Here is a 23,823-nt window from a genome sequence, read left to right on the forward strand (position 1 = left end):
GCGCCCGGTTTGCCCGGGCGCCGGTGTTGGCTCAGATAGTGCGCTTGTCCGCCAGGGCGTCGATGTCGCCCTCGCCGTAGCCCAGTTCGGCCAGGATGCTGCGGCTGTGCGCGCCCAGCGCCGGCACGTCGCCCATCACCGGCTCGACGCCCGACAGGTTGGCCGGCGGCAGCAGCGCGCCGATCGGGCCGTTCGGGGTGGCGACTTCGCGCCAGCGCTGGCGTGCCTGCAGCTGCGGATGGTTCCAGACGGCTTCGATGTCGTTCATCGGCGCATTGGCGATCTGGGCCTGGTCCAGCAGCGCCTCGGCCTGTGCCACCGTCAGCGCCGCAAAGCGCGCTTCGATCAGTGCGGTCAGTTCGGGGCGGTTGCGCACGCGGGCGGTATTGCTGGAAAAACGCTCGTCCTGCGCCAAGGCGCGGTCGCCTAGCACGATCTCGCAGAAATTGGCGAACTCGCGTTCATTCTGCACGCTGAAGATCACGCTGCCATTGCTGGTGCGATGCACGCCATACGGGGCGATGGTCGGGTGCGACGCGCCGACGCGCGGCGGCGTCGTGCCGCCGTAGTGGCCGAAATAGAGCACCTGGTTCATCCATTCGGCCATCGCTTCGAACATGGTCACCTGCACGCGCAGGCCCTTGCCGGTGCGGCCGCGCTGCAGCAGCGCCGACAGGATGCCGCTGTAGGCGTACATGCCGGCCGCGATATCGGCGATCGACACGCCGGCGCGCGACGGCTCGTTCGGGCCGCCGGTCCGCCCTACCAGGCCGGCGGCTGCCTGGATCAGCAGGTCGTAGGCCTTCTTGTCGCGATAGGGGCCCGAGTCGCCATAGCCGGAGATGTCGCAGACGATCAGCTTCTCGTACTGGCCGTGCAGGGTGTCGAAATCCAGGCCCATGCGGCCGGCGGCGCCAGGGGCGAGGTTCTGCACCAGCACGTCGGCGTCGGCCAGCAGGCGGTGCAGGATGGCCTGCGCCTCGTTGTCCTTCAGGTCCAGCGTCAGGCTTTCCTTGCCCCGGTTGAGCCAGACGAAGTACGAGGCCTGGCCGTGCACGGACTGGTCATAGCCGCGCGCGAAGTCGCCCACGCCGGGGCGCTCGACCTTGATCACGCGCGCGCCCAGGTCAGCCAGCTGGCGCGTGGCGAAGGGCGCGGCCACGGCGTGCTCGAGCGAGACCACGCGGACGCCGTCGAGCGGGCGGATGCCTTGGGAGGAGTGGAGCATTAGGTTTCTCAGAACGAACGCGGCAGCTCGAGCACATGCTCGGCCACGTAGGACAGGATCAGGTTGGTGGAGATCGGCGCCACCTGGTACAGGCGCGTTTCGCGGAACTTGCGTTCGATGTCGTACTCGGCGGCAAAGCCGAAGCCGCCGTGCGTCTGCAGGCAGACGTTGGCGGCTTCCCAGGAGGCATCGGCGGCAAGCAGTTTGGCGATATTGGCTTCCTTGCCGCACGGCCTGCCCGCGTCGAACAGCCGCGCCGCCTTGTAGCGCATCAAACTGGCGGCCTCGACGTTGACGTACGCGCGCGCGATCGGGAACTGCACGGCCTGGTTCTGGCCGATCGGGCGGTCGAACACGATGCGGTCGCGCGCGTAGTTGCTGGCGCGCTCGACGAACCAGTATCCGTCGCCGATGCACTCGGCGGCGATCAGGATGCGCTCGGCGTTGAGGCCGTCGAGGATGTACTTCAGGCCCTGGCCTTCCTCGCCGATCAGGTTCTCGGCGGGAACCTCCAGGTTGTCGAAAAACAGCTCGTTGGTCTCGTGGTTGACCATGTTGCGGATCGGCTTGACCGTCAGGCCCTTGCCGATGGCATCGCGCAGGTCCACGACGAACACCGACAGGCCTTCGGACTTGCGCCTGACCTGGTCCAGCGGCGTGGTGCGCGCCAGCAGCAGCATCAGGTCAGAGTGCTGCACGCGCGAAATCCACACCTTCTGGCCATTGACGATGTACTTGTCGCCCTGGCGCACCGCGGTGGTCTTCAGCTTGGTGGTGTCGGTGCCGGTGGTGGGCTCGGTCACGGCCATCGACTGCATGCGCAGCTCGCCCGAGGCGATCGCCGGCAGCCAGCGCTGCTTCTGCGCTTCGGAGCCATGGCGCAGCAGGCAGCCCATCACGTACATCTGCCCGTGGCAGGCGCCGGAGTTGCCGCCGCTGCGGTTGATTTCCTCCATGATGACCGACGCCGCGGTCAGCGACAGCCCCGAGCCGCCATAGGCCTCCGGGATCAGCGCCGACAGCCAGCCGGCTTGCGTCAGCGCCTGGACAAAGCGCTCGGGAAAGGCGTCCTGCTCTTCCACCCGTTGCCAGTACGCCGAGTCGAAGCCGGCGCACAGGCTGCGCACCGCGTCGCGGATTTCGGGGTACAGCTGGTCGGGATCCTGGTCTGCGTGCATGGTCGCCGGGTCGATGGGAACTGGGGCCATTATTCCCGAGCCCCCTGCACGCCGAAATTCGGATTTGCGAAAGAGCGGCTTAGGTGGCCCGGAAGCGGCGTGGCGCGGCGGCGCGACCGCACGGGCTCGCCTGGACCATCATGCGGCACGCCCGGCAAGCCGGGCGTGCAAAGGGTGGCGCACGGGGCGCCAGCGGTTGAGTGGGGCGGTGCCTGGGCACAGCCTGCCGATCAGTGGACAAAGAGCCAGATCAGGATCAGGACAAAGGCCGGAACACCAAGTAGCCAGGCGAGGATATAGGGCATGGTGCGACTCCATTGGAGGTCAGTGATTGGTGATTTCAATATAGGAATGCCGCCTCGGCGGGACTGTCGGTAAGCTTCCGCTTGCCGTGTAGGACGTCGCCGCACACGCCTGCCAGCGCGGCGATGTGGCGCCGAAGTCTTGCTGCGGGCCGGGTGTGACGTGCTACGCTCAGGCCCTGCATCCAGCCCCCGGGAGTTGGCGATGGAGTCAGTCTGGACCGATATCTACCGCGCCTTTCGCGCCGAGTTTGCCGATGTGCCGGACGCCGGCGAGGCCACCCGCATCCTGGTGCGGCTGTCCATGGCGGTGCTGCTCGGCGGCCTGATCGGCTATGAGCGCGAGTCTTCGGGCAAGGCGGCGGGGCTGCGCACCCATATGCTGGTGGCGCTGGGCTCGGCGCTGTTCGTGCTGGTGCCGCTGCAGGCCGGCGTGCCGCTGGCCGACATGAGCCGCGTGCTGCAGGGGCTGATCGCCGGCATCGGCTTCCTGGGGGCCGGCGCCATCCTCAAGCAGAACGACGAAGCCCATATCAAGGGCCTGACCACCGCGGCCAGCATCTGGATGGTGGCGGCCATCGGCGTGGCGGCCGGGCTGGGGCGCGATGCCACCGCGGTGATCGCCACGGTGTTCACGCTGGTGATCCTGCAGATCCTGCAGCGCTGGAAGTAGCGTTGCCGCACCACGGCGCGGTGCGCCGGTCTGTGCCCTTGCGATCAGATCCTGGCTGTTTGCGCCGCGAAGAGCGTCCCAATGCGTGCCGAATGCGCGCCGGCGCACACAGCCGGACCGCCGCCCGCCCTATGCTGTGGCACAGGCTGCGCCGCGATCCAAAGGCGCTGCCGCCGCAGCGGTGGGGGAGGTTTGGCATGCATGCATTGATTCGTGACGACACGGCGCTGGCCGCATTCGTGGGCCCGCGCTTTCCGTATTACAGCAAGCGCTGGTCGCTCGCCGAGACTCACGGGGGCGTCTCGTGGAACTGGGCCGCGTGCCTGCTGGGCCCGTTCTGGATGGCTTACCGGCGCATGTACTGGCAGGTGGGCGTCTATGCGCTGATCGTCGGCGCCGAGCCGTTGCTGCACGCCTGGTTCGGGCTGCAACTGCCCATCGCGGGCCGGCCGCTGCTGTACGCCATGGCGCTGCTGTTGGGGCTGTACGGCAACGAGCTTTACCGCTGGCATGCCGAGGCCACCATCCGGCATCTGCGCACGTACCATTACTCGCCCGAACTGGAAAACGACTCGCTGGTGCGCCGCGGCCGCACCAGCTGGCCCGGCGTCTTCGCCATGGGGTTGTTGCTGCTGGTGATGGTGGTATCGCTGCGTCCGCTGGCCGGCCTGATGGTGCAGGACGGCGGGCTGGGTGCAGGCTGAAGCCGTCGCCGCGCTATACGGGTTCGCGCGCGGCGTCGACCAGGTAATGGATCAGGGTTTCGGCAAACTGGGGCAGCTCGCGCCCCGGCCGGCGCACCAGGCGCAGTTCGCGCTTGGCCCATTCGTCTTCCAGCGGGATAAAGCGCAGCACCTTGCGGCTGGCATAGCGGCGCGCGCAGCTGTTCGGGACGATGGCGATGCCCGCGCCGGCCTCGACCATGCGGCACACCGCGTCGAAGCTGCCCACCTGGATGCGCAGGCTGATGCGCTTGCCCATGCCGGCGGCAATGCGGTCGAGGAAGGACTGGATTGCGCTGAACTGGTTCAGGCCGACAAAGCGGCAGGTATCGAGCAGGTCGGCGAAATGCAGCCGCTTGAACGTCGGCAGCGGATGGTTGACCGGCGCAATCACGATCAACGCGTCGCTGCACAGGTGCATCGCATCCAGGTCTTGCGTGGCGACCTCGCCGGCAACGATGCCGAGATCCGCCGCGCCGGCGCTGATGGCCGACACGATTTCCTGCGAGAGGTGTTCTTCCAGCTCGATGTCCACGTCCGGGTTCTCGCTCAGGAAGCGCGATACGCCCGTGGCGAGGAACGAGTTGGTGGCAGTGGTGTTGGCCAGCAGCCGGACGCGGCCCTTCACGCCCTTGGCATACGGCCGCAGGTCCGCGTGCAGGCATTCGAGCTCGCGGAAGACCTCGCGCGCATGGCGCAGCAGCGCATCGCCCGCCGGCGTGAGCCGCACGCCCTTGACCTGGCGGATCAGCAATTGTGTCTGGAACGCCTCTTCCAGCTGCTTGATCCGCGTGCTGGCGGCGGGCAGCGACAGAAAGCTGCGCTCGGCGGCACGGGTTAGGTTCTCCGTCTCGCCGACATTCAGAAAGAGGCGGAGGTCGGTCAGGTCGTAATGCATGGGCTTCTGTCAGGCCAAAGGCCAGTTTTGTGATTCGTGAATTCCAAAGGGTCCGGCGTCAATTTATCGTATCCGCTGTGGCATGGACATCCGGATTGACCGCACGGGCGGGCGCTGCCCGCCGCGCAAGGCGGTTTCGCCGGGTTTGCGGTCGGTGACCGCACAAAAAGTATTCAGAGGAGCAAGCAATGAGCGGTTTGATGGCAGGCAAAGTCGCGCTGGTGACGGGCGCTGGCGGTGGGATCGGACGCGGCATCGCGCTGGCCATGGCGGCCGCCGGCGCCCGGGTGGTGGTCAATGACCTGGGCGTGTCGATGTCCGGCGAGGGCGGCGACGCCGGCCCCGCGCAACGCGTGGTCGAGGAAATCCGCGCCGCCGGCGGTGAAGCGGTGGCCAACACCGACAGCGTGTCGACCTGGGCCGGTGCCAACGCCATCGTGCAATGCGCGCTCGACAACTTCGGCCGCATCGACGCCGTGGTCAACAACGCCGGCAACCTGCGCGACCGCATGTTCTTCAAGATGAACGAGGAAGAATGGCGCGCCGTGATCGACGTGCACCTGAACGGCACCTTCTTCGTCAGCCGCGCCGCGGCCAACTACTTCAAGGACCAGGAGAGCGGCGCCTACGTGCACATGACCTCCACTTCGGGCCTGATCGGCAACCTGGGCCAGGCCAACTATTCGGCGGCCAAGCTGGGCATCGCCGCGCTGTCGAAATCGATCGCGCTCGACATGCAGCGCTTCAACGTGCGCTCGAACTGCATCGCGCCGTTCGCCTGGAGCCGCATGACCAGCTCGATCCCGGCCGAAACGCCCGAGGAAAAGGCGCGCGTGGCCAAGCTGCAGAAAATGGAAGCCGGCAAGATCGGCCCCGTGGCGGTCTACCTGGCCAGCCCCGCGGCGAGCGAGGTCAACGGCCAGATCTTCGCGGTGCGCGCCAACGAGATCATCCTGATGAGCCAGCCGCGCCCGGTGCGCTCGGTGCACATGAGCGAGGGCTGGACGCCCGAGTCGGTGGGCGAGATCGCCATGCCGGCGATGCGCAACAGCTTCTTCAAGCTGGAGCGCTCGCCCGACGTGATCAGCTGGGACCCGATCTGATGGCGGGCGGGCAAGCCCCGGCGCGCGGCGCGCTTGCCGGCGTGCGCGTGCTGGACCTGTCGCGTATCCTGGCCGGCCCGTGGTGCGCGCAGAATCTGGCGGACCTGGGTGCCGAGGTGATCAAGGTGGAACGGCCCGGCGCCGGCGACGATACCCGTTCATGGGGGCCGCCGTGGCTGCCGGGCGCGGACGGGCAGCCGTCGCGCGACGCCACCTACTTTGCCGGCGCCAACCGCGGCAAGCAGTCGGTCACGCTGGATATCGCCAGCCCGCCAGGGCAGGAGATCGTGCGCGAGCTGGCCGCCAGGTCGCAGATCGTGCTGGAGAACTACAAGGTCGGCGACCTGAAGCGCTACGGCCTGGACTACGACAGCCTGAAGGCGATCAACCCCTCGATCGTCTACTGCTCGATTACGGGCTACGGCCAGACCGGCCCCAGCGCGCACAAGCCCGGCTACGACTTCATCTTCCAGGGCCTGGGCGGCCTGATGAGCGTCACCGGCGAGCGCGACGACCTGCCCGGCGGCGGGCCGCAGAAGGTGGGCGTGGCGGTGGTCGACATGCTGACCGGCATGTACGCCACCGTGGCGGTGCTGGCCGCGCTGCGCCATGCCGAACGCACCGGCGAGGGCCAGCACATCGACATGGCGCTGCTCGACGCGGTGGTGGCGGTCGGCGCCACCCCCATCATCGCGCAGCGCGTGACCGGACAGGCGATGCCGCGCTACGGCAACGCGCACGCCAACATGGTGCCCTACCATGTGTTCGCCACCGCCGACGGCTACATGATCGTCGCGGCCGGCAATGACGGGCAGTGGCAGGCGTACTGCCGCGGGGTCGAACGGCCCGACCTGGCCGCCGACGCGCGCTTTGCCACCGGCCCCGGCCGCATCATCCACCGCGACACGCTGGTGCCGCTGCTCGAGGCCCATATGCGCACGCGGCCGACGGCGCACTGGGTGCAGGCGCTGGAAGCGCAGGGCATCCCGTGCGGGCCGATCAACGACTATGGCCAGGTGCTGGAAGATCCGCAGGTGCGGCATCGCGAACTGCAGGTCGACCTGGTGCGCGAGGACGGCAGCTTGTGCCCGACCGTCAAGAGCCCGCTGCGGCTGTCGGCGACCCCGGTGCAATACGATGCGCCGCCGCCGCGGCTGGGCCAGCATACCGCGCAGGTGCTGGAGACGGTGCTGGGCCTGTCGGCCGAGCGCATCGCGCAGCTACGCGAGCAGGGCGTGGTGTGAGCGCGTGCCCGCGCTGATGCCGATGTGGCGGCCGGTTCCCGGCCGCCGCTTCATCCTGGCGGCCGCCCGCGCCGCTGCACGGACGCCGTCACAGGCGTAGGCTGTCCGGATGGCGGCCGCATGCCGCTTTGCTCCCGGAGACAGCCATGGATGAAGAAACCTTCAACCTCAGCATCCGCAAGTTCCTGAAGGTGGTTGGCGTCAATTCCCAGCGCGAGATCGAGCAGGCCATCGCCCGGGCCGTCGCCGACGGCACCCTGGCCGGCAACGAGCACTTGCCGGTGTCGGTGACGCTGGAGCTGGCGGCGGTGAAGCTGCAGGCGCGCTTCGACGGCGAGATCCGGCTCGAATAAGCCGGAGGTGCGCCGCCCGGGCTAGGCCGCCGGCGCGTCCTCGGCCCGCATCCCGCGCATCCGGTATTCCCCCGGCGCCACGCCGGTCCATTTCTTGAAGGCGCGGTGGAAGGTGCTGGGCTCCGAAAAACCGAGCCGCAGCGCCACGTCCTGCAGCGTCATGCCGGGTCGCTCCATCATGCCGATGGCCACGTCGCGCCGCAGGCTGTCCTTGATGCTCTGGTAGCCGCGGCCCTCGTCGCGCAGGCGGCGGCGCAGGGTCTGCGGCGTGAGCCGCAGCAATTGCGCTATCTGCTCCAGCGAGGGCAGTTCGCCGTCCAGGTGCGAGCGCAGGTGCTGCCGGATGCGTTCCGCGAGGCAGCTGTTGTCGCGGTAGCGGATCAGCAGGTTGCGCGGGGTTTCACGCAGGAATTCGCGCAGGCTGGCGGCGTCCTGCATCACCGGCAGGCGCAGCGAGGCGGCATCGAAATGCAGCGCAGTGACAGCCTGGCCGTAGCTGACCGCGGCCTTGAACACGCGCTCGGTATCGGTGCGGCCCTGCGATGCGGCAGCGCTCAGGTCGACGCGCGCGAGCGGGATCTGCCCGGCAACCAGCCAGCTGACCAGCGCATAGGCATGGAACACAAAGGTCGATTCGGCAAAGCTGCGGCAGGCCGAGGCGGGCGCGCGCGGATGCAGCACCACCGCGGCGGTGAGGCCGTCGGCGCCCACGTGCAGGCGCGGCGCGAAGGCGTCGATATGCTGCCGGTACAGGCGCAGCCCAGTGCGGATGGCGTCCTCGAGCGTGGCGCAATGGACCAGGCTGCGGCACACCTGGGCGAACACGCCCGGGGGCACGGGCCGGTCCAGCAGGCCCCACAGCTCATCGCGCAAGACCCGGCGCAGCGTGCGGATCAGCGACGCGTACTGGCCCTGCGTCACGCGCGCGCTGGGCGAGGCCAGCAGCGCCGGCGAGATATCGGCGCGGCGCAGCAAGGCATCGATGTCGTGGCCCAGCCGGCGGGCTCCCTGCAGGATGTGCGTCACGTGCTGGATGGCGATGGTGTGGCGTGCCGGGGCCGGCGCGGCCGATGCGCCCGACGCCGCCGGACTGGCGCCGACCGCACTGGCGACGTCGCCGCGCAGCGGTTCCCGGGGCAGGCCGTGGCCGGAAAAGTGCGGCTTGCCCGGCAGCGGCGGGCGCGGCGATGACAGAACGGCTGTGTGCATGGGTCTCCTCGTCACGAATGACGCGCCGGTGCGGCCTCTGCGGGGCGGTCCCGGCTGTTGCGGCTTGGCGCCACATATTGCCCCCACCTTAGCAAGCCCGCGCGGCGCCGCACAATCGGGATTTGCCAAAGCCTGCCTTCCGCCTGAGCGATTCGGCCAATCATTTTGGCGCGTCTGGTCATTGTCCAAGCCCCGCAGCATCGCGCACTCTCCGGCAAGTACCGCTACAAGGCCGGTCCACCGGCCAGCGCGGGACCCGCGGGTCAGCAAGAATGCCCGGTCCCGCCCCAGGAAAAAACCAAGGAGACAACACATGCAGGCAGATCGTCGTCGTGCGCAGCATAGTGCGCGCCGTGGTGCGCGTCGTAGTGCCCTCGGCCGCCTGGGCGCGGGGTTGCTGGTGTGCAGCGGGCTGGCCGCCGGCCTGCTCGGGGCCGGCCTGGCCCATGCGCAGGCAGACTTTCCGGCGCGCACGGTGCGCATGGTGGTGCCGTTCCCGGCCGGCGGCGCCACCGACGTGCTGGCGCGCGCGCTGGCCGAGGGCCTGGGCAAGCAGTGGAAGCGGCCGGTGGTGGTGGAAAACCGCCCGGGCGCCAGCGGCATGCTGGGCGCCGAAGTGGTTGCCCGGGCCGAGGCCGATGGCTATACCGCGCTGCTGACAATCACGCCGCTGGTGCAGGCGCCGAGCCTGTATGCGCGCGCGCCATACGACCCGGTGAAGGACTTTGCCGCGGTGTCCGAGCTCGGCACCACCAACCTGGTGTTTGCCGTCAACACCAATGCCGTGCCGGCGACCAACCTGAAGGACTTCATCGCGCTGGTGCGCGCCAAGCCCAAGCAATTCTCCTATGGCTCGTTCGGCGCAGGCTCCAGCGGCCACCTGTATGGCGAAGTCTTCAACGAGGCCGCCAGGATCGACATGCTCCATGTCTCATACAAGGGCGAGGCGCCGGAACTCAATGATCTGCTCGGCGGCCAGGTGCCGGCGGCGGTGATCTCGGTGATGGGCGCCAAGCCGCATGTCGCCACCGGCCGCCTGCGCGCGCTGGCGGTGACCGGACCCGCGCGCGCGCCGCAACTGCCGGATGTGCCGACTTTCCGCGAGGCTGGCATCGAAGGCATGGACGCCATGGGCTGGTTCGGCCTGCTGCTGCCGGCCGCCACGCCGCGCCCGATCGTTGAAAAATTCTCCGCCGACGTCAACCGCGTGCTGGCCCAGCCCGACGTGCGCAAGCGCATGAACGAGCTTGGCGTGATCCTGACCGGCAGCACGCCCGACGCCTTCGCCCAGACCATCCAGGCCGACTACGTGCGCTGGGGCAAGGTGATCCGCACGCGCAACATCCGCCTGGACTGAGCCCTTTCCGTTTGACCTGTATCTGACCCGTCGATTGCTGCAATGAAGCCTGCTACCAGCCCTGCCACACGCACCACCCAGCCGTTCCGCTCTCCCGCCTGGCCGCCCGGCCTGCCGGCCACGCTGCATGCGCCGCGCACCAGCCTGTATTACAACGTCGAGGTGGCGGCGCACCGCTACCCTGACAAGACCGCGATCCAGTATTTCGGCACCGCGATTTCCTATGGCGAGCTGCGCGCGGAGATCGAGCGGATGGCCGGCTACCTGCAGCACGCCTGCGGCATCCAGCCCGGCGACCGGGTAGTGTTGTTCAGCCAGAACTGCCCGCAGTTCATCATCGCCTATTACGCCATCCTGCGTGCCGAAGGCGTGGTCGTGCCCGCCAACCCGATGTGGCTGGAAGCTGAACTGGCCCACGTGGTGCGGGACAGCGGCGCGGTCGCCGCCTTCGCCGGCAGCGAGCTGTACCCGCGCATGGCGCCGCTGCACGGCCCGGCGCTGCGCCACGTGATCCTGCACGACTATGCCGGCATGCTGCGCGACGACGGCGGCCTGCCGGTGCCGGCATGGCTGCGCGAGCCGCCGCCCGCGCCGCAGGCCGCGCCCGCGGGCGCGATGCCGGTGGCATGGGACGCGGCCAGCACCGCCGGGCACCGGCCGCTGCCGCACCGGGCGGGCTACGACACGCTGTGCATGCTGGCCTATACCTCGGGCACCACCGGCAACCCCAAGGGCTGCATGCATACCCATGGCACGCTGATGACCGCGGCGGCCGGTTCGCAGATCTGGCGCGGCGCCACGCCTGAATCGGTGGTACTGGCGGTGGCGCCCATGTTCCACCTGCTGGGCATGCAGAACTGCATGAACTCGCCGCTCTACCTGGGCGCGACGGTGGTGCTGATGCCGCGCTGGGACCGAGCGCTGGCGGCGGACCTGATCGAGCGCTACCGCGTCTCGGTGTGGGGCGCGCCGCCGGCGATGATGGTGGACTTCTTCTCCCAGCCGGGCATCGAGGCGCGTGACCTGTCCAGCCTGGCATACGTCGGCGGCGGCGGCGCGGCCATGCCGGAAGCGGTGGCCAACATGCTGCAGGAGCGCTTCGGCCTGCCCTACGTCGAGGCCTACGGCATGACCGAGACCGCCGCCTTCATCCTGTCGAACCCGCGCAACCAGCCCAAGCGCGAATGCCTGGGCATCGCCACCTTCGGCGTGGACGCGCGCGTGGTCGACCCGGAGACGCTGCGCGAGCTGCCCCCCGGCGAGACCGGCGAGATCGTGGTCCACGGTGGCCAGGTGATGCAGGGCTACTGGCACAACGACGACGCCAACGCCGCCACCTTCATCGAGCTCGACGGCAAGCGCTTCCTGCGCACCGGCGACCTCGGTTTCATGGACGAGGAAGGCTACTTCTTCATGCGCGACCGCCTCAAGCGCATGATCAATGCGTCCGGCTACAAGGTCTGGCCGGCCGAAGTCGAGAACATGCTGTACGGCCACCCGGCGATCCACGAGGCCTGCGTGATTGCGGCGCGCGACGAGCGCCGCGGCGAAACCGTCAAGGCGGTGGTGGCGCTGCGGCCCGACGCGCGCGGCACGGCGGAGGCCGAGCCCGAGCGCATCATGGCCTGGTGCCGCGAGCACATGGCGGCGTACAAGGTGCCGCGCATCGTCGACGTGGTCGACGCGCTGCCCAAGTCCGCCACCGGCAAGATCCTGTGGCGCGCCTTGCAGGAGCGCGAGATGCAGGCAAGCAACCCGCGCGCCTGACGCCGGCGCGACCATCAGCAAAGAGAGAGACAGCATGCAGCAAAGCAGACGCAACTGGCTGGCGCAGGCCGGCACCCTGGCCGGCGCAGCCATCCTCGGCGGCACGCGCCAGGCCTTCGCCCAGCAGCCGTACCCCGCCAAGCCGATCCGCATGATCGTGCCGTATCCGGCCGGCGGCGGCACCGACACGGTGGGCCGCCTGATCGGCCAGCGCCTGGCCGAAAGCCTGGGCCAGCCGGTGGTGGTGGAAAACAAGCCCGGCGCCAGCGGCATGCTCGGCAACGACACCGTCGCCAAGGCGCCGGCCGACGGCTACACCGTGCTGCTGGCGATCACCGCGCTGATCCAGTCGCCGGCGCTGTACAAGCGCACGCCGTACGACGTGGCCAGGGACTTCACCCCGGTCTCGCTGATCGCCAAGTCGTCGGACCTGTTCGTGGTGCCCAACCGCATGCCCGCCAGCACCATGCGCGAGTTCCTGGCGCTGGCCAAGGCCGGCAAGCTCAGCTACGGCTCGTACGGCAACGGCACCTCGTCGCACCTGCACGGCGAACTGCTCAGGCAGCAGGCCGGTATCGAGATCGCGCATATCCCGTACAAGGGCGCGGCGCCGCTGATGACCGACCTGCTGGGGGGCCAGGTCGACAGCGCCTTTGTCGACGTGACCTCGATCAACCCCTACCTGGGCAGCAACAAGTTCAAGATTCTCGGCATTACCGGGACCCAGCGCTACAAGGCGCTGCCCAATGTGCCGACCTTCTCCGAGCTGGGGCTGGCGGGGTTCGAGCCCAATGGCTGGTTCGCACTGTTCCTGCCGGGCAACGCCCCCAAGGACGTGACGGCAAAGCTGGCCGCCGAGACCGCGCGCATCGTGCGCCTGCCTGAAGTGACGCAGAAGCTGGCCGGCATGGGTTTGCAGCCGGTCGGCTCGACGCCCCAGGAACTCGCTGCGGTGGTGGCCGGCGACACGCCCAAGTGGGCCAGGATCGTGCGCGACGCCAACATCCAGCTCGACTGACCCCGCCCCGGAGCCCACCCATGGAAACCATCCGTTTTGCCGTCGAGGACGGCGTTGCCACGCTGACGCTGGATGCGCCGGCGCGCAAGAACGCGCTGTCGCTGCCGATGCGCGAGGAAATCGGCGAAGTGATTCGCCAGATACGCGACGACGACAGCGTGCGCGCCCTGATCCTGACCGCTGCCGGCACCGATTTCTCGTCAGGCGGGGACATCAGCTCGATGCAGGTCGAGATCAGCGCCGAGCAGGGCCGCAAGCGCCTGCGCAAGCTGCACGGCTGGCTCGAAGACCTGATCCAGCTGGACGTGCCGGTCATCGCCGCGGTCGACGGGGCCGCCTATGGCGCGGGCTTCAGCCTGGCGCTGACGGCCGACATCATCCTGGCCACGCCGCGCGCGCGCTTCGGGCTGCCGTTCCTGCGCATGGGGCTGGTGCCCGACTGTGGCGTGTTCTACACGCTGCCGCGCATGATCGGCCTGCAACGCGCCAAGGCGCTGATGTTCTCGATGCGCGAGCTTAACGCGCAGGCTGCGCAAGACCTCGGCATCGTCATGGAAATCGTGCCGGCCGACCGCCTGCAGGAGCGTGCCCGGGCACTCGCGCAAGCCTTCACCGAGGCCTCGCCGGTGGCGGTCAGCCTGACCAAGCAGGCGCTCAATGCGTCCCTGGGCCAGGACCTGAGCACCATGCTGGCGATCGAGGCCGACGCGCAGGGCATCGCCTTCGCCACCGGCTACCGCCGCGAGGCCGCCGACCGCTTCATGGCCAAGCAGCCGCTGCGCTACCGCTGGCCGGACTGAAGGCCCGGTGGCGGTGCTTGCTGCCCCGCAGCATCGGCCCGGCCCTGGCACTCGCCCTTATTTATATAGGCAGGTCTGCGGCATCAACCGAAGCCTGCAGGTTCAACCTTCACGTTTACCCTGATACCAGTCCGACTTATGGGATCCCAAGACCAACACGCGGCGTCCGCCGCCCGCCAGGCCTCCTGGATGAACGAAGACCTGGCCATGTTCCAGGACACCGTGCGCCGCTTCGTCGAGCGCGAACTCGCCCCCAACGAGGCCCGCTGGGCTGAGCAGGGCTATATCGACCGCGACATGTGGCGCCGCGCCGGCCAGATCGGGCTGCTGTGCGCCAGCATCCCCGAGGAATACGGCGGCGGCGGCGGCACCTTTGCCCACGAGGCCATCATCACCCAGGAGATGTCGCGCGCGGTCTGCACCAGCCTGGGCAACAACGTGCACAGCGGCATCGTGGCCCATTACCTGCTGCGGTACGGCACCGAAGCGCAGAAGCAGAAGTGGCTGCCGCAGATGGCCAGCGGCGAACTGGTGGCGGCCATTGCCATGTCGGAACCCGGCGCCGGTTCCGACCTCAAAGCGATACGCACCCGCGCGCTGCGGGAACAGACCCCGGACGGAGACTGCTATCGCATCAATGGCGCCAAGACGTTCATCACCAACGGGTACCACGCCGACCTGATCTGCGTAGTGGCCAAGACCGACCCGGAAGCCGGCTCGCGCGGCGTGTCGCTGGTCATGGTGGAAACGCAGGACCTGCCGGGCTTCCGCCGCGGCCGCATCCTCGAGAAGATCGGGCAGAAGGGCCAGGACACCGCCGAGCTATTCTTCGACGACGTGCTGGTGCCATGCGAGAACCTGCTCGGCACGCAGGAAGGGCAGGGCTTCTATCAGCTGATGCAGCAGCTGCCGCAGGAGCGCATGATCATCGCCCTGGGCGCGGTGGCAACCATGCAGCGCGCCATCGAACTGACCACCGAATACGTGCGCCAGCGCAAGGTGTTCGGCCAGCCGCTCGGCGATCTGCAGAACACCCGTTTCAAGCTGGCCGAGTGCAAGACCGTGGCGACCATCGCCGCGACCTTCGTCGACGACTGCATGCTCCGGCTGATGGACGGCCAGCTCGACGCGGCGACCGCGGCGATGGCCAAATGGTGGTGCACCCAACAGAATTGCCAGGTCATCGATGAGTGCCTGCAGTTGCACGGGGGCTATGGCTACATGCTGGAATACCCGATCGCGCGCATGTACGCGAACGCACGCGTGAGCAAGATCTTCGGCGGCTCCAACGAGATCATGAAGGAGCTGGTCGCGCGCACGCTCTGAGCTGCCTGCACTGGCGCTGCGCTATCAGCACTGTCTGTGTGCTAGTGCGCGCAAGCCGCGCAAAACGCATGAGCCCCAGCACAAAAACGAAAGCCGGCACCCGTGCCGGCTTTCGTGCTTATGGTTACAAAACCGGCTGTGCACGGATCGCGGGAAAGGTGTAAGGTTTGTCACAAGCATGGTCAATGGCCCGTCGCGCGCGGGGGCGTAGCCGAGTGAAAATCAGCCAAAGGCTGACAGCAAAATCCGGCCGGAAATGCAGCGGAAAGGCAGCACCGAAACATCCGTTGCATCGACGCCAGATTCGTCAACTCGAACTCCACCATCGCCGTTATTTGACTATGATGAAGTAAAGACTTCGCAACATGACAGGTCGCCAGGCCGGGGTGGTGTACCGCGAACGTTGCGCGAAGCCTTGGGGGTAGCACTACCTACGCCTCGGACGTGAACTCTGACGGGAGTGAGGTATGGACATTTTTGGCCATTACGCTACGCGGTTCGAAGCTCGCAAGGAAGAGGAATACAGCATCCAGGAATACCTGGAGATCTGCAAGAAGGATCCGACTGCCTACGCGACCGCTGCCGAACGCATGCTCGCCGCGATCGGTCAGCCTGAGCTGGTGGACACCCACCACGATCCCAGGCTGTCCCGCCTGTTCTTCAACAAGGTCATCCGCATCTATCCGGCCTTCCGCGACTTCTACGGCATGGAGGACACGATCGAGCAGATCGTCTCGTTCTTCAAGCACGCCGCGCAGGGCCTCGAAGAGCGCAAGCAGATCCTGTATCTGCTCGGGCCTCCCGGCGGCGGCAAGTCCTCGCTCGCGGAGAAGCTGAAGGCGTTGATGGAGCAGATCCCCATCTACGCGCTCAAGGGTTCACCGATCCACGAGTCGCCGCTGGGCCTGTTCTCGCCGGAAGAAGACGGCAAGATCCTGGAAGAGGACTACGGCATCCCGATCCGCTACCTGAACACGATTGCCTCGCCATGGGCCGTCAAGCGCCTGCACGAGTTCAACGGCGACATCACCAAGTTCAAGGTGGTGAAGCTGCGGCCGTCGGTGCTGTCGCAGATCGCAATCTCGAAGACCGAACCGGGCGACGAGAACAACCAGGACATCTCGTCGCTGGTGGGCAAGGTCGATATCCGCAAGCTCGAGGACTTCCCGCAGGATGATCCGGACGCGTACTCGTATTCCGGCGGCCTGTGCCTGGCCAACCGCGGCCTGCTCGAGTTCGTCGAAATGTTCAAGGCGCCGATCAAGGTGCTGCACCCGCTGCTGACCGCGACCCAGGAGGGCAACTACAAGGGCACGGAAGGCTTCGGCGCGATCCCGTTCGACGGCGTGATCCTCGCGCACTCGAACGAGGCCGAGTGGCAGACCTTCAAGGCGGACAAGAACAACGAGGCTTTCCTCGACCGAATCTATATCGTCAAGGTGCCGTACTGCCTGCGCGTGTCCGACGAGGTGAAGATCTACGACAAGCTGCTGCGCAGCAGTTCGCTGTCGGCCGCGCCGTGCGCGCCCAACACGCTGAAGATGATGGCGCAGTTCGCGGTGCTTACCCGCATCAAGGAGCCGGAGAATTCCAACATCTTCTCGAAGATGCGCGTCTATGACGGCGAGAGCCTGAAGGACGTGGACCCCAAAGCGAAGTCGTACCAGGAGTACCGCGACTACGCCGGCATCGACGAGGGCATGAACGGGCTGTCGACGCGTTTCGCATTCAAGGTCCTGTCTAAGGTCTTCAACTTCGACAACACCGAAGTGGCGGCCAACCCGGTGCACCTGCTGTACGTGCTCGAGCAGCAGATCGAGCGCGAGCAGTTCCCGCCGGAGCAGGAATCCAAGCTGCTGTCGTATATCAAGGAGTACCTGACCACGCCGTTCGTGGAGTTCATTGGCAAGGAGATCCAGACCGCGTACCTCGAGTCGTATTCCGAATATGGGCAGAACATCTTCGACCGCTATGTGGTGTTCGCCGACCTGTGGATCCAGGACCAGGAGTACCGCGATCCCAACACCGGCGAAATCCTCGACCGCAACGCGCTGAACGACGAACTGGAGAAAGTGGAAAAGCCCGCGGGTATCTCGAACCCGAAGGACTTCCGCAACGAGATCGTCAACTTCGTGCTGCGGGCGCGGGCCAACAATGGTGGCAAGAACCCGGTCTGGACCAGCTATGAAAAGCTGCGGATGGTGATCGAGAAGCGCATGTTCTCCACCACGGAAGACCTGCTGCCGGTGATCTCGTTCAATGCCAAGTCTTCCCGCGAAGACCAGGACAAGCACGAGAACTTCGTCAACCGCATGGTCGAGAAGGGGTACACGCCCAAGCAAGTGAGACTGTTGGTGGAGTGGTATCTGCGCGTAAGAAAGTCATCGTAACGGCGCCGCGGAACGGGTCTCTCAACGAGGGCAACATATGGCTACGGTCATCGATCGGCGCGAAAACGGCGGCAACAAGAGTGCCGTCAACCAGCAACGCTTCATCAAGCGCTACCGCGAGCAGATCCGGCAAGCGGTGGCAAAGGCGGTGTCCGGCCGGAAGATCATGGACATCGAGCAGAGCGGCCAGGTGTCCATTCCGGTCAAGGACATCAGCGAACCGATCTTCCACCACGGCCCGGGCGGCCGGCGCGAGTGGATCCACCCTGGCAACAAGAAGTTCGTCAAGGGCGATTCCTTCGACCGCCAGCAGCAGGGCGGCGGCGGGACCGGTTCGCGCGCCAGCGACAGCGGCGAGGGCGAGGATGATTTCGTCTTCACGCTGTCGCGCGAGGATTTCCTCAACTTCTTCTTCGAGGACATGGCGCTGCCGGACCTGGCCAAGCGCCACCTCGCCAAGATTGCCGAAGTGCGCAAGGTGCGCGCCGGCTATTCCATCGACGGCACCCCGTCCAACCTGTCGATCCTGCGCACCATGCGCAGCTCGCTGGGGCGGCGCATCGCACTGTCCAGCCCTTACCAGAAGCGCCTGCGCGAACTGGAGCTGGCCTATGCCGAGGCGCTGGAACAAGACGGCCCCTACGCCGAGGGCACGCTCGAACTGATGGAGAAGATGCGCCACCTGCGCGCCTGCATCGACCGCGTGCCGTTTATCGAGAAGCTCGACCTGCGCTACAACAACCGCGTGCTGAAGAAGCGCCCGCAGGCCCAGGCGGTGATGTTCTGCCTGATGGACGTGTCCGGCTCGATGGACGAGAGCCGCAAGGACCTGGCCAAGCGCTTCTTCATGCTGCTGTACCTGTTCCTGAAGCGCAACTACGAGCGCATCGACGTGGTATTCATCCGCCATCACACCGTGGCCAAGGAAGTCGAAGAGGAAGACTTCTTCCACTCGCGCGAGTCCGGCGGCACCGTCGTGTCGAGCGCGCTGAAGCTGATGGTGGAGGTCATTCACGACCGCTATCCGCCCAGCCAGTGGAACATCTACTGCGCGCAGGCCTCGGACGGGGACAACTGGGCCGGAGATTCCGAGCTGTGCGGCCGGCTGTTGCGCGAGTCGATCCTGCCGCTGGTGCAGTACTACGCCTATGTGGAGGTGGCTTCGGAAGAGCCGCAGAACCTCTGGGAAGAGTATCTGACCGTGAAGAGCCAGTTCGATCACTTTGCGATGCAGCGCATCATCGGCGCGGACGAGATTTACCCAGTGCTGCATGACCTGTTCCAGAAACGCGCGGCATAATCAGTCCTGGCTGGCCGGTTGCCGGCACGCCGCGATGAACGAAGGCAAGATTGGCAAGACAGGGGACCCGGCGGCGCACCCGCGCCGCAGCACCGGCCTGCCTGTCCTGCGCGGACAAAAGGGGCGAAGATGGCTTATCTGTCCACGGGTTCGGAATGGACCTTCGAACTGATCAACCGGTATGACCGGGAGATTTCCCGCATCGCCGGCGAATTCGGCCTGGACACCTATCCCAACCAGATCGAGATCATCACCGCGGAGCAGATGCTTGACGCCTACGCGTCGGCGGGCTTGCCGGTGGGCTACAGCCACTGGTCCTACGGCAAGCACTTCCTGGCGTCGGAGCGCAGCTACCAGCGCGGCCACATGGGGCTGGCCTACGAGATCGTGATCAACTCCAACCCCTGCATTGCCTACCTGATGGAGGAGAACACCATGCCGATGCAGGCGCTGACGATCGCGCACGCCTGCTACGGCCACAATTCCTTCTTCAAGGGCAACTACCTGTTCCGCACCTGGACCAACGCGGACGCCATCGTCGACTACCTGCTGTTCGCCAAGAACTACGTGGCCGAGTGCGAGCAGCGCTACGGCGAGCAGGAAGTGGAACTGCTGCTGGATTCGTGCCACGCGCTGCAGAACTACGGCGTGGACCGCTACAAGCGGCCCAAAAAGCTGTCGATCACCGAGGAAAAGGCGCGCCAGGCCGACCGCGAGAACTACCTGCAGATGCAGGTGAACGACCTCTGGCGCACGCTGCCCAAGCACCGGCCACACGCGCTGGCATCGGACGATGACACGCCGGAACCGGATGTCTCGTTCCCGCCCGAGCCGCAGGAGAACCTGCTGTATTTCATCGAGAAGAATGCGCCCAAGCTGGCGCCGTGGCAGCGCGAGATCGTGCGCATCGTGCGCAAGATCGCGCAGTACTTCTACCCGCAGCGCCAGACCAAGGTGATGAACGAAGGCTGGGCCACGTTCTGGCACTACACCATCATCAACCAGCTGTACGAGGAAAAGCTGGTCAATGACGCCTTCATGATGGAGCTGCTGCAGGCTCACACCAACGTCATCTACCAGCCGCCGTACCACAGCCCCTACTACAGCGGCATGAACCCCTACACGGTCGGCTTCCTGATGTTCCAGGACCTGCGCCGCATGTGCGAGAACCCGACCGACGAGGATTACCGCTGGGCGCCCGAGATCGCCGGCACCGACTGGCGCAAGACGCTGGACTTCGCCATGCGCAACTTCAAGGACGAGAGTTTCCTGCTGCAATTCCTGTCGCCGCGCGTGATCCGCGAACTGAAGCTGTTCTCGGTGCTGGACGATGACCGCGAGGGCAAGCTGCGCGTCACCGCCATCCATGACGACGAAGGCTACCGCGCCATCCGCCAGCTGATGGCGGCGCAGTATGACCTGTCTACCATGGAGCCCAATATCCAGGTCACCAACGTCGATGTCGGCGGCGACCGCTCGCTGACGCTGCGCCACCTGCAGAGCGACCGGCGGCCGCTGGCGCACAACTTCGACGAGGTGGTGCGGCACGTGACCCGGCTGTGGGGCTTCACCGTGCGGCTTGAGGTGGCCTATGAAGACGGCCGCACCGAGCTCAAGTACGAATGCAAGCCGGAGCGGCGCCACCGCCGCCCGCATGGCAGCGGGTTGAGCCTGGCCGCCTGAACGGCAGGCTAGGCCCCTGCGCCCGTCGCTTCAGGCGGCGGGCGCCGGCTCGCACCAGTCGCGCACCAGCTCCACCGCCTTGCGCCCTTCGCCGGCGCAGACCGCTTCGCCCAGCACGCGGCCCCACCAGCGCTCCGACCCGTCCGCCACGCGCCACGCATGCAGCCGGCGCGTATAGAGCTGCAGGTCATACTCCTCGGTAATGCCGATGGCGCCATGCACCGCATGGGCAATCGCGGCCACCGGCGTGACCGCGTCGCTGGCGCGCAGCTTGCCGATCGCCGTGCGCAGGCGGTCGGGCGTGGCGCTGTCGCTGTCACAGGCCAGCTGCGCCGCCACGCGCGCCGCGGCGACATGCTCGGCCATCTCGCTGACCTGGTGCTGGATGGCCTGGAACTTGCCGATGGCGCGGCCGAACTGCTGGCGGTCGTTGGCGTATTGCAGCGTCAGGTCGAGCACATGCGCCAGCGCGCCGGCCAGCTGCGCTGCATGCAGGCAGGCGCCCAGCGTGCGCACGGTGCCGGCCGGCAGCAGGCATGCCGCTGGCGCCGTGGCCGCGGGCCGCGGCACGCGCAGCGTCAGGTCTCCGTGCGCACCGGTGGCCTCGGCACGCGCCGCCGCGGCTGGCAAGAGCAGGCAGCGCTCGCCGTCCTGCAGCACGAACCACTGCGCATGGCGCGCGTCCGCCACCAGCGTGGCGGCGGCGCCGTCGTCAAAGCCGGCCAGCGCGATCGGGCCGTCGGGCGGGGCGACGCCGCCGGCATACAGCAGCGCACGCGCAAAAATGGTCTGTGCCAGCGGCAGCGGCAGGGCGTGGCGGCCGGTGACGAACAGCACCGGCGCCAGCTCGCGCAGCGGCAGCGCGGCGCCGCCGGCGGCTTCCGGCAACAGGCAGTCGGCGAAGCCGCTTTCGCGCAGCGCTTGCCACAGCGGCTGGGGGTCGGCCTGCTGTTCCAGCGCACGCACCGTGGCGGGCGGGCAGCAGTCGCGCAGCAGCGCGTCGAGGGCATCGGAATAGGCGTTATGCATGGGCAATCTCGTTCAGGATGACGGTCGGCGGGGCTGGCGCCACGCTTAACGCAGGCCGAGCCCGCGGGCGATCATGCCGCGCAGGATTTCGCGGGTGCCGCCGCGCAGCGAGTACGACGGCGCGATCTGCGTGACATAGGCCAGGGTGCGGTAAAGCGCCCCGTCGGCCGCGAGTGCCGGTTCGTCGCCGAGCGCGGCTTCCACCAGCGCCGGCACCGACTGCTCGAAGGTGGTGCCCAGGTCCTTGACCAGCGCCGCCTCCACCACCGGGCTTTCGCCCGCGGCCAGCCGCGCCGTGACCGCGAGCGACATCGCGCGCAGCACCGCCAGGTGGCCGGCGAGGCGGCCCGCGGTGACGGTGTCGCGGCGCGCGGGCGGCAGCCGGCGCAGCGCGTCGAGCCAGGTATCGAGCAGCACCACGCTGGAATACAGCCGCTCGGGGCCGCTGCGCTCGAACGCCAGTTCGGCGTTGACCTGCTCCCAGCCGCTGCCTTCGTTGCCGACCAGCGCATCCGGCGCCAGCGCCACGTCGTCGAAGGTGACTTCGGAGAAGTGGGCATCGCCGGTCAGGTCATGGATCGGCCGGACCGTGACGCCCGGTGCGTGCAGGTCGACGATGAACTGCGACAGCCCGGCGTGCCGGTCCTGCGGCGTGCCGGAGGTACGCACCAGCGCGATCATGAAGTGGCAGCGGTCGGCGTTGGTCGTCCAGATCTTGCGGCCGGTCAGGCGCCAGCTGCCGTCCGCCTGCCGCAGCGCGCGCGTGGCCACGCTGGCCAGGTCCGAGCCGGAATTGGGCTCGCTCATGCCGATGCAGAAAAAAGCCTCGCCGCCGCTGATCGCGGGCAGGTAGCGTGCTTTCTGCGCGTCGGTGCCATAGCGCAGGATCAGCGGGCCGCTCTGGCGGTCGGCGATCCAGTGCGCCGACACCGGCGCGCCGCAGGCCAGCAGCTCCTCGACCAGCACGAAGCGCGAGAACGGGTCCAATCCCGCGCCGCCGTATTGCGCCGGCAGCGTGATGCCGACCCAGCCGCGTGCGGCCAGCGCCCGGCTGAAGCCGGCATCGAAACCCATCCAGGAGCGCGCCCGCGTTTCCGGCGGCAGCGCCGGCAGGTGTTGAGCGAGGAAGGCGCGCACCTCGGCGCGGAACGCGACGGCGTGCGGCGGCAGTGTGGTGAGGCTGAAGGTGGAGAGCAATGCGGTCACGTTTAAGTCCTGTCGCTTGATTGATTCAGTCCAGCGTCGCGCCCGAGTCCTTGACCACCTTGCGCCAGCGCGTCATTTCCGCGCCCAGGTAGGTCCCGTAGGCCTCGGGCGTGGAACCACGCGGCTCGGCGCCCTGGGCGGCCAGGCTGGCGCGCGTGTCCGGGTGCGCCAGCGCCTTCATCACGGCGGCGTTGAGCTTGCGCACGATCTCGGGCGGCGTCTTTGCCGGCACCATCATGCCTTGCCAGGCGCCGACCTCGAAGCCGGGCTGTACGGTCTCGGCCAGTGTCGGCACGTCCGGCAACTGGGCGCTGCGGCTGGTGCTGGTGACCGCCAGGGCGCGCATGCGCTTGTCGCGGATAAACGGCAGCGAGGAATTGATGGTGTCGGCCATGAACTGCACCTGGCCGCTGGCCAGGTCGGTCAGCGCCGGCGCGCTGCCCTTGTACGGCGCATGCACCGCCGACAGCCCCTGCGCCTGCAAGAACATGAACGCGGCCAGGTGCGTCACGTTGCCGTTGCCGGCCGAGCCGTAGGTGAGCTTGTCCGGGTTGGCCTTCAGGTACTGGATGAAGGCCTTGACGTCATGCACCGGCAGCTGCGCGTTGACCTCCAACACCAGCGGCACCATCGCCGTCAGCGCCACCGGCGCAAAATCGCGCTTCACGTCGTAGCTGAGCTTGCGGTACAGCGCCGGGCTCAGCGCGATCGACGAGGTGTTGTACAACACCGTATAGCCGTCGGCCGGCGCCTTGGCGACGATTTCGGCGCCGATATTGCCGTTGGCGCCGGGCCGGTTGTCGACCAGCACCGGCTGGCCCAGTTCGTCGCTCATGCGCCGGGCGATCACGCGCGAGACCAGGTCGGTCGGGCCGCCCGGCGGGAACGGCACCACCAGGCGGATCGGCCGCGCGGGATAGGCGGCATCGGCGTCGGCCGCCGCCGCCGGTTGCGCCAGCAGCGCCGGCAGCACCGTGGCTGCCGCGACGGCCAGTGTCGTGATGAAAGTCTTTGCCTTCATTGGGGTCTCCTCCATG

Annotated in this window: 20 protein-coding genes; 13 read left to right on the forward strand and 7 right to left on the reverse strand. The window is 67.5% G+C overall.

Translation table 11 applies throughout. The features are described from left to right. Nucleotides 1–31 precede the first annotated feature (31 nt). A complete protein-coding gene (locus tag E5S69_RS23870; RefSeq protein WP_171517067.1) occupies nucleotides 32–1,228 on the reverse strand; it encodes a CaiB/BaiF CoA transferase family protein in 1,197 nt (398 codons plus the stop codon). A gap of 8 nt (nucleotides 1,229–1,236) precedes the next feature. After that, a complete protein-coding gene (locus E5S69_RS23875; protein ID WP_171517068.1) occupies nucleotides 1,237–2,406 on the reverse strand; it encodes an acyl-CoA dehydrogenase family protein in 1,170 nt (389 codons plus the stop codon). A 507-nt stretch (nucleotides 2,407–2,913) separates the two neighbouring features. Here E5S69_RS23875 and E5S69_RS23880 point away from each other — a divergent pair. Both E5S69_RS23880 and E5S69_RS23885 read left to right on the forward strand, forming a co-directional pair. After that, nucleotides 2,914–3,381: an MgtC/SapB family protein gene (locus E5S69_RS23880; RefSeq protein ID WP_171517069.1), complete on the forward strand. Its 468-nt coding sequence runs from the start codon at nucleotides 2,914–2,916 to the stop codon at nucleotides 3,379–3,381. Between the two features lie 197 nt (nucleotides 3,382–3,578). Continuing rightward, nucleotides 3,579–4,085 (forward strand): DUF2628 domain-containing protein, encoded by a 507-nt coding sequence (locus E5S69_RS23885; RefSeq protein WP_171517070.1) that lies wholly within the window; start codon nucleotides 3,579–3,581, stop codon nucleotides 4,083–4,085. Nucleotides 4,086–4,098: 13 nt separating this feature from the next. Here the strand turns inward: E5S69_RS23885 and E5S69_RS23890 are convergent, their stop codons facing one another. Further along, nucleotides 4,099–5,001: a LysR substrate-binding domain-containing protein gene (locus E5S69_RS23890; RefSeq protein WP_171517071.1), complete on the reverse strand. Its 903-nt coding sequence runs from the start codon at nucleotides 4,999–5,001 to the stop codon at nucleotides 4,099–4,101. Between the two features lie 188 nt (nucleotides 5,002–5,189). Here E5S69_RS23890 and E5S69_RS23895 point away from each other — a divergent pair, with 188 nt between their 5' ends. The 3 genes from E5S69_RS23895 (at nucleotide 5,190) to E5S69_RS23905 (ending at nucleotide 7,701) form a co-directional block, all read left to right on the forward strand. Continuing rightward, nucleotides 5,190–6,104 (forward strand): SDR family NAD(P)-dependent oxidoreductase, encoded by a 915-nt coding sequence (locus E5S69_RS23895; protein WP_171517072.1) that lies wholly within the window; start codon nucleotides 5,190–5,192, stop codon nucleotides 6,102–6,104. Then, nucleotides 6,104–7,348, forward strand: coding sequence for a CaiB/BaiF CoA transferase family protein (locus E5S69_RS23900; protein ID WP_171517073.1), 1,245 nt, complete (start codon nucleotides 6,104–6,106; stop codon nucleotides 7,346–7,348). Before E5S69_RS23895 ends, E5S69_RS23900 begins: the two co-directional genes overlap by 1 nt. A 146-nt stretch (nucleotides 7,349–7,494) precedes the next feature. Further along, nucleotides 7,495–7,701 (forward strand): DUF6494 family protein, encoded by a 207-nt coding sequence (locus E5S69_RS23905; RefSeq protein WP_062802625.1) that lies wholly within the window; start codon nucleotides 7,495–7,497, stop codon nucleotides 7,699–7,701. Between the two features lie 21 nt (nucleotides 7,702–7,722). On the opposite strand, the gene E5S69_RS23910 is transcribed toward E5S69_RS23905, so the two are convergent. Further along, complete coding sequence (locus tag E5S69_RS23910; protein WP_171517074.1) at nucleotides 7,723–8,910, reverse strand: AraC family transcriptional regulator; 1,188 nt, start codon at nucleotides 8,908–8,910, stop codon at nucleotides 7,723–7,725. A gap of 313 nt (nucleotides 8,911–9,223) precedes the next feature. Here E5S69_RS23910 and E5S69_RS23915 point away from each other — a divergent pair, with 313 nt between their 5' ends. The 8 genes from E5S69_RS23915 (at nucleotide 9,224) to E5S69_RS23950 (ending at nucleotide 20,551) form a co-directional block, all read left to right on the forward strand. After that, a complete protein-coding gene (locus tag E5S69_RS23915; RefSeq protein ID WP_236901421.1) occupies nucleotides 9,224–10,267 on the forward strand; it encodes a tripartite tricarboxylate transporter substrate binding protein in 1,044 nt (347 codons plus the stop codon). A gap of 42 nt (nucleotides 10,268–10,309) precedes the next feature. Continuing rightward, nucleotides 10,310–12,034 carry a long-chain fatty acid--CoA ligase gene (locus E5S69_RS23920; protein WP_171517075.1) on the forward strand — a complete coding sequence of 575 codons (1,725 nt, stop codon included), beginning with the start codon at nucleotides 10,310–10,312 and terminating at the stop codon, nucleotides 12,032–12,034. A 34-nt stretch (nucleotides 12,035–12,068) separates the two neighbouring features. Further along, nucleotides 12,069–13,052: a Bug family tripartite tricarboxylate transporter substrate binding protein gene (locus tag E5S69_RS23925; protein ID WP_171517076.1), complete on the forward strand. Its 984-nt coding sequence runs from the start codon at nucleotides 12,069–12,071 to the stop codon at nucleotides 13,050–13,052. A 20-nt stretch (nucleotides 13,053–13,072) separates the two neighbouring features. After that, on the forward strand, nucleotides 13,073–13,852 hold the full coding sequence (locus tag E5S69_RS23930; protein WP_171517077.1) for an enoyl-CoA hydratase/isomerase family protein: 780 nt from the start codon (nucleotides 13,073–13,075) through the stop codon (nucleotides 13,850–13,852). A gap of 138 nt (nucleotides 13,853–13,990) precedes the next feature. Beyond that, nucleotides 13,991–15,178: an acyl-CoA dehydrogenase family protein gene (locus E5S69_RS23935; RefSeq protein WP_171517078.1), complete on the forward strand. Its 1,188-nt coding sequence runs from the start codon at nucleotides 13,991–13,993 to the stop codon at nucleotides 15,176–15,178. Between the two features lie 467 nt (nucleotides 15,179–15,645). Continuing rightward, nucleotides 15,646–17,568, forward strand: a complete 1,923-nt coding sequence (locus E5S69_RS23940) for a PrkA family serine protein kinase (protein WP_171517079.1) — start codon at nucleotides 15,646–15,648, stop codon at nucleotides 17,566–17,568. Between the two features lie 37 nt (nucleotides 17,569–17,605). Then, entirely contained in the window at nucleotides 17,606–18,868 is a 1,263-nt protein-coding gene (locus E5S69_RS23945; protein ID WP_171517080.1) for a YeaH/YhbH family protein, read from the forward strand. 129 nt (nucleotides 18,869–18,997) lie between these two features. Further along, a complete protein-coding gene (locus tag E5S69_RS23950; RefSeq protein ID WP_171517081.1) occupies nucleotides 18,998–20,551 on the forward strand; it encodes a SpoVR family protein in 1,554 nt (517 codons plus the stop codon). 30 nt (nucleotides 20,552–20,581) lie between these two features. Here the strand turns inward: E5S69_RS23950 and E5S69_RS23955 are convergent, their stop codons facing one another. From E5S69_RS23955 to E5S69_RS23965, 3 genes are read right to left on the reverse strand one after another with little or no spacing between them, the layout of a single operon-like run. Beyond that, entirely contained in the window at nucleotides 20,582–21,580 is a 999-nt protein-coding gene (locus E5S69_RS23955; protein WP_171517082.1) for an acyl-CoA dehydrogenase family protein, read from the reverse strand. Between the two features lie 45 nt (nucleotides 21,581–21,625). Beyond that, nucleotides 21,626–22,786, reverse strand: a complete 1,161-nt coding sequence (locus E5S69_RS23960) for an acyl-CoA dehydrogenase family protein (RefSeq protein ID WP_171517083.1) — start codon at nucleotides 22,784–22,786, stop codon at nucleotides 21,626–21,628. 25 nt (nucleotides 22,787–22,811) lie between these two features. Further along, entirely contained in the window at nucleotides 22,812–23,807 is a 996-nt protein-coding gene (locus E5S69_RS23965; protein WP_171517084.1) for a tripartite tricarboxylate transporter substrate binding protein, read from the reverse strand. Between the last annotated feature and the right edge of the window lie 16 nt (nucleotides 23,808–23,823).

The sequence above is a fragment of the Cupriavidus necator genome, from assembly GCF_013141915.1.
Classification (GTDB): domain Bacteria; phylum Pseudomonadota; class Gammaproteobacteria; order Burkholderiales; family Burkholderiaceae; genus Cupriavidus; species Cupriavidus necator_B.

Excerpts from the sequence above, each read along its gene's own strand:
- E5S69_RS23945 (WP_171517080.1), top strand. The coding sequence starts at position 17,606 with ATGGCTACGGTCATCGATCGGCGCGAAAACGGCGGCAACAAGAGTGCC.
- E5S69_RS23870 (WP_171517067.1), bottom strand. The coding sequence starts at position 1,228 with ATGCTCCACTCCTCCCAAGGCATCCGCCCGCTCGACGGCGTCCGCGTG.
- E5S69_RS23875 (WP_171517068.1), bottom strand. The coding sequence starts at position 2,406 with ATGCACGCAGACCAGGATCCCGACCAGCTGTACCCCGAAATCCGCGAC.
- E5S69_RS23950 (WP_171517081.1), top strand. The coding sequence starts at position 18,998 with ATGGCTTATCTGTCCACGGGTTCGGAATGGACCTTCGAACTGATCAAC.
- E5S69_RS23910 (WP_171517074.1), bottom strand. The coding sequence starts at position 8,910 with ATGCACACAGCCGTTCTGTCATCGCCGCGCCCGCCGCTGCCGGGCAAG.
- E5S69_RS23880 (WP_171517069.1), top strand. The coding sequence starts at position 2,914 with ATGGAGTCAGTCTGGACCGATATCTACCGCGCCTTTCGCGCCGAGTTT.
- E5S69_RS23935 (WP_171517078.1), top strand. The coding sequence starts at position 13,991 with ATGGGATCCCAAGACCAACACGCGGCGTCCGCCGCCCGCCAGGCCTCC.
- E5S69_RS23930 (WP_171517077.1), top strand. The coding sequence starts at position 13,073 with ATGGAAACCATCCGTTTTGCCGTCGAGGACGGCGTTGCCACGCTGACG.
- E5S69_RS23890 (WP_171517071.1), bottom strand. The coding sequence starts at position 5,001 with ATGCATTACGACCTGACCGACCTCCGCCTCTTTCTGAATGTCGGCGAG.
- E5S69_RS23955 (WP_171517082.1), bottom strand. The coding sequence starts at position 21,580 with ATGCATAACGCCTATTCCGATGCCCTCGACGCGCTGCTGCGCGACTGC.
- E5S69_RS23920 (WP_171517075.1), top strand. The coding sequence starts at position 10,310 with ATGAAGCCTGCTACCAGCCCTGCCACACGCACCACCCAGCCGTTCCGC.
- E5S69_RS23925 (WP_171517076.1), top strand. The coding sequence starts at position 12,069 with ATGCAGCAAAGCAGACGCAACTGGCTGGCGCAGGCCGGCACCCTGGCC.
- E5S69_RS23895 (WP_171517072.1), top strand. The coding sequence starts at position 5,190 with ATGAGCGGTTTGATGGCAGGCAAAGTCGCGCTGGTGACGGGCGCTGGC.
- E5S69_RS23905 (WP_062802625.1), top strand. The coding sequence starts at position 7,495 with ATGGATGAAGAAACCTTCAACCTCAGCATCCGCAAGTTCCTGAAGGTG.
- E5S69_RS23885 (WP_171517070.1), top strand. The coding sequence starts at position 3,579 with ATGCATGCATTGATTCGTGACGACACGGCGCTGGCCGCATTCGTGGGC.
- E5S69_RS23965 (WP_171517084.1), bottom strand. The coding sequence starts at position 23,807 with ATGAAGGCAAAGACTTTCATCACGACACTGGCCGTCGCGGCAGCCACG.
- E5S69_RS23940 (WP_171517079.1), top strand. The coding sequence starts at position 15,646 with ATGGACATTTTTGGCCATTACGCTACGCGGTTCGAAGCTCGCAAGGAA.
- E5S69_RS23915 (WP_236901421.1), top strand. The coding sequence starts at position 9,224 with ATGCAGGCAGATCGTCGTCGTGCGCAGCATAGTGCGCGCCGTGGTGCG.
- E5S69_RS23900 (WP_171517073.1), top strand. The coding sequence starts at position 6,104 with ATGGCGGGCGGGCAAGCCCCGGCGCGCGGCGCGCTTGCCGGCGTGCGC.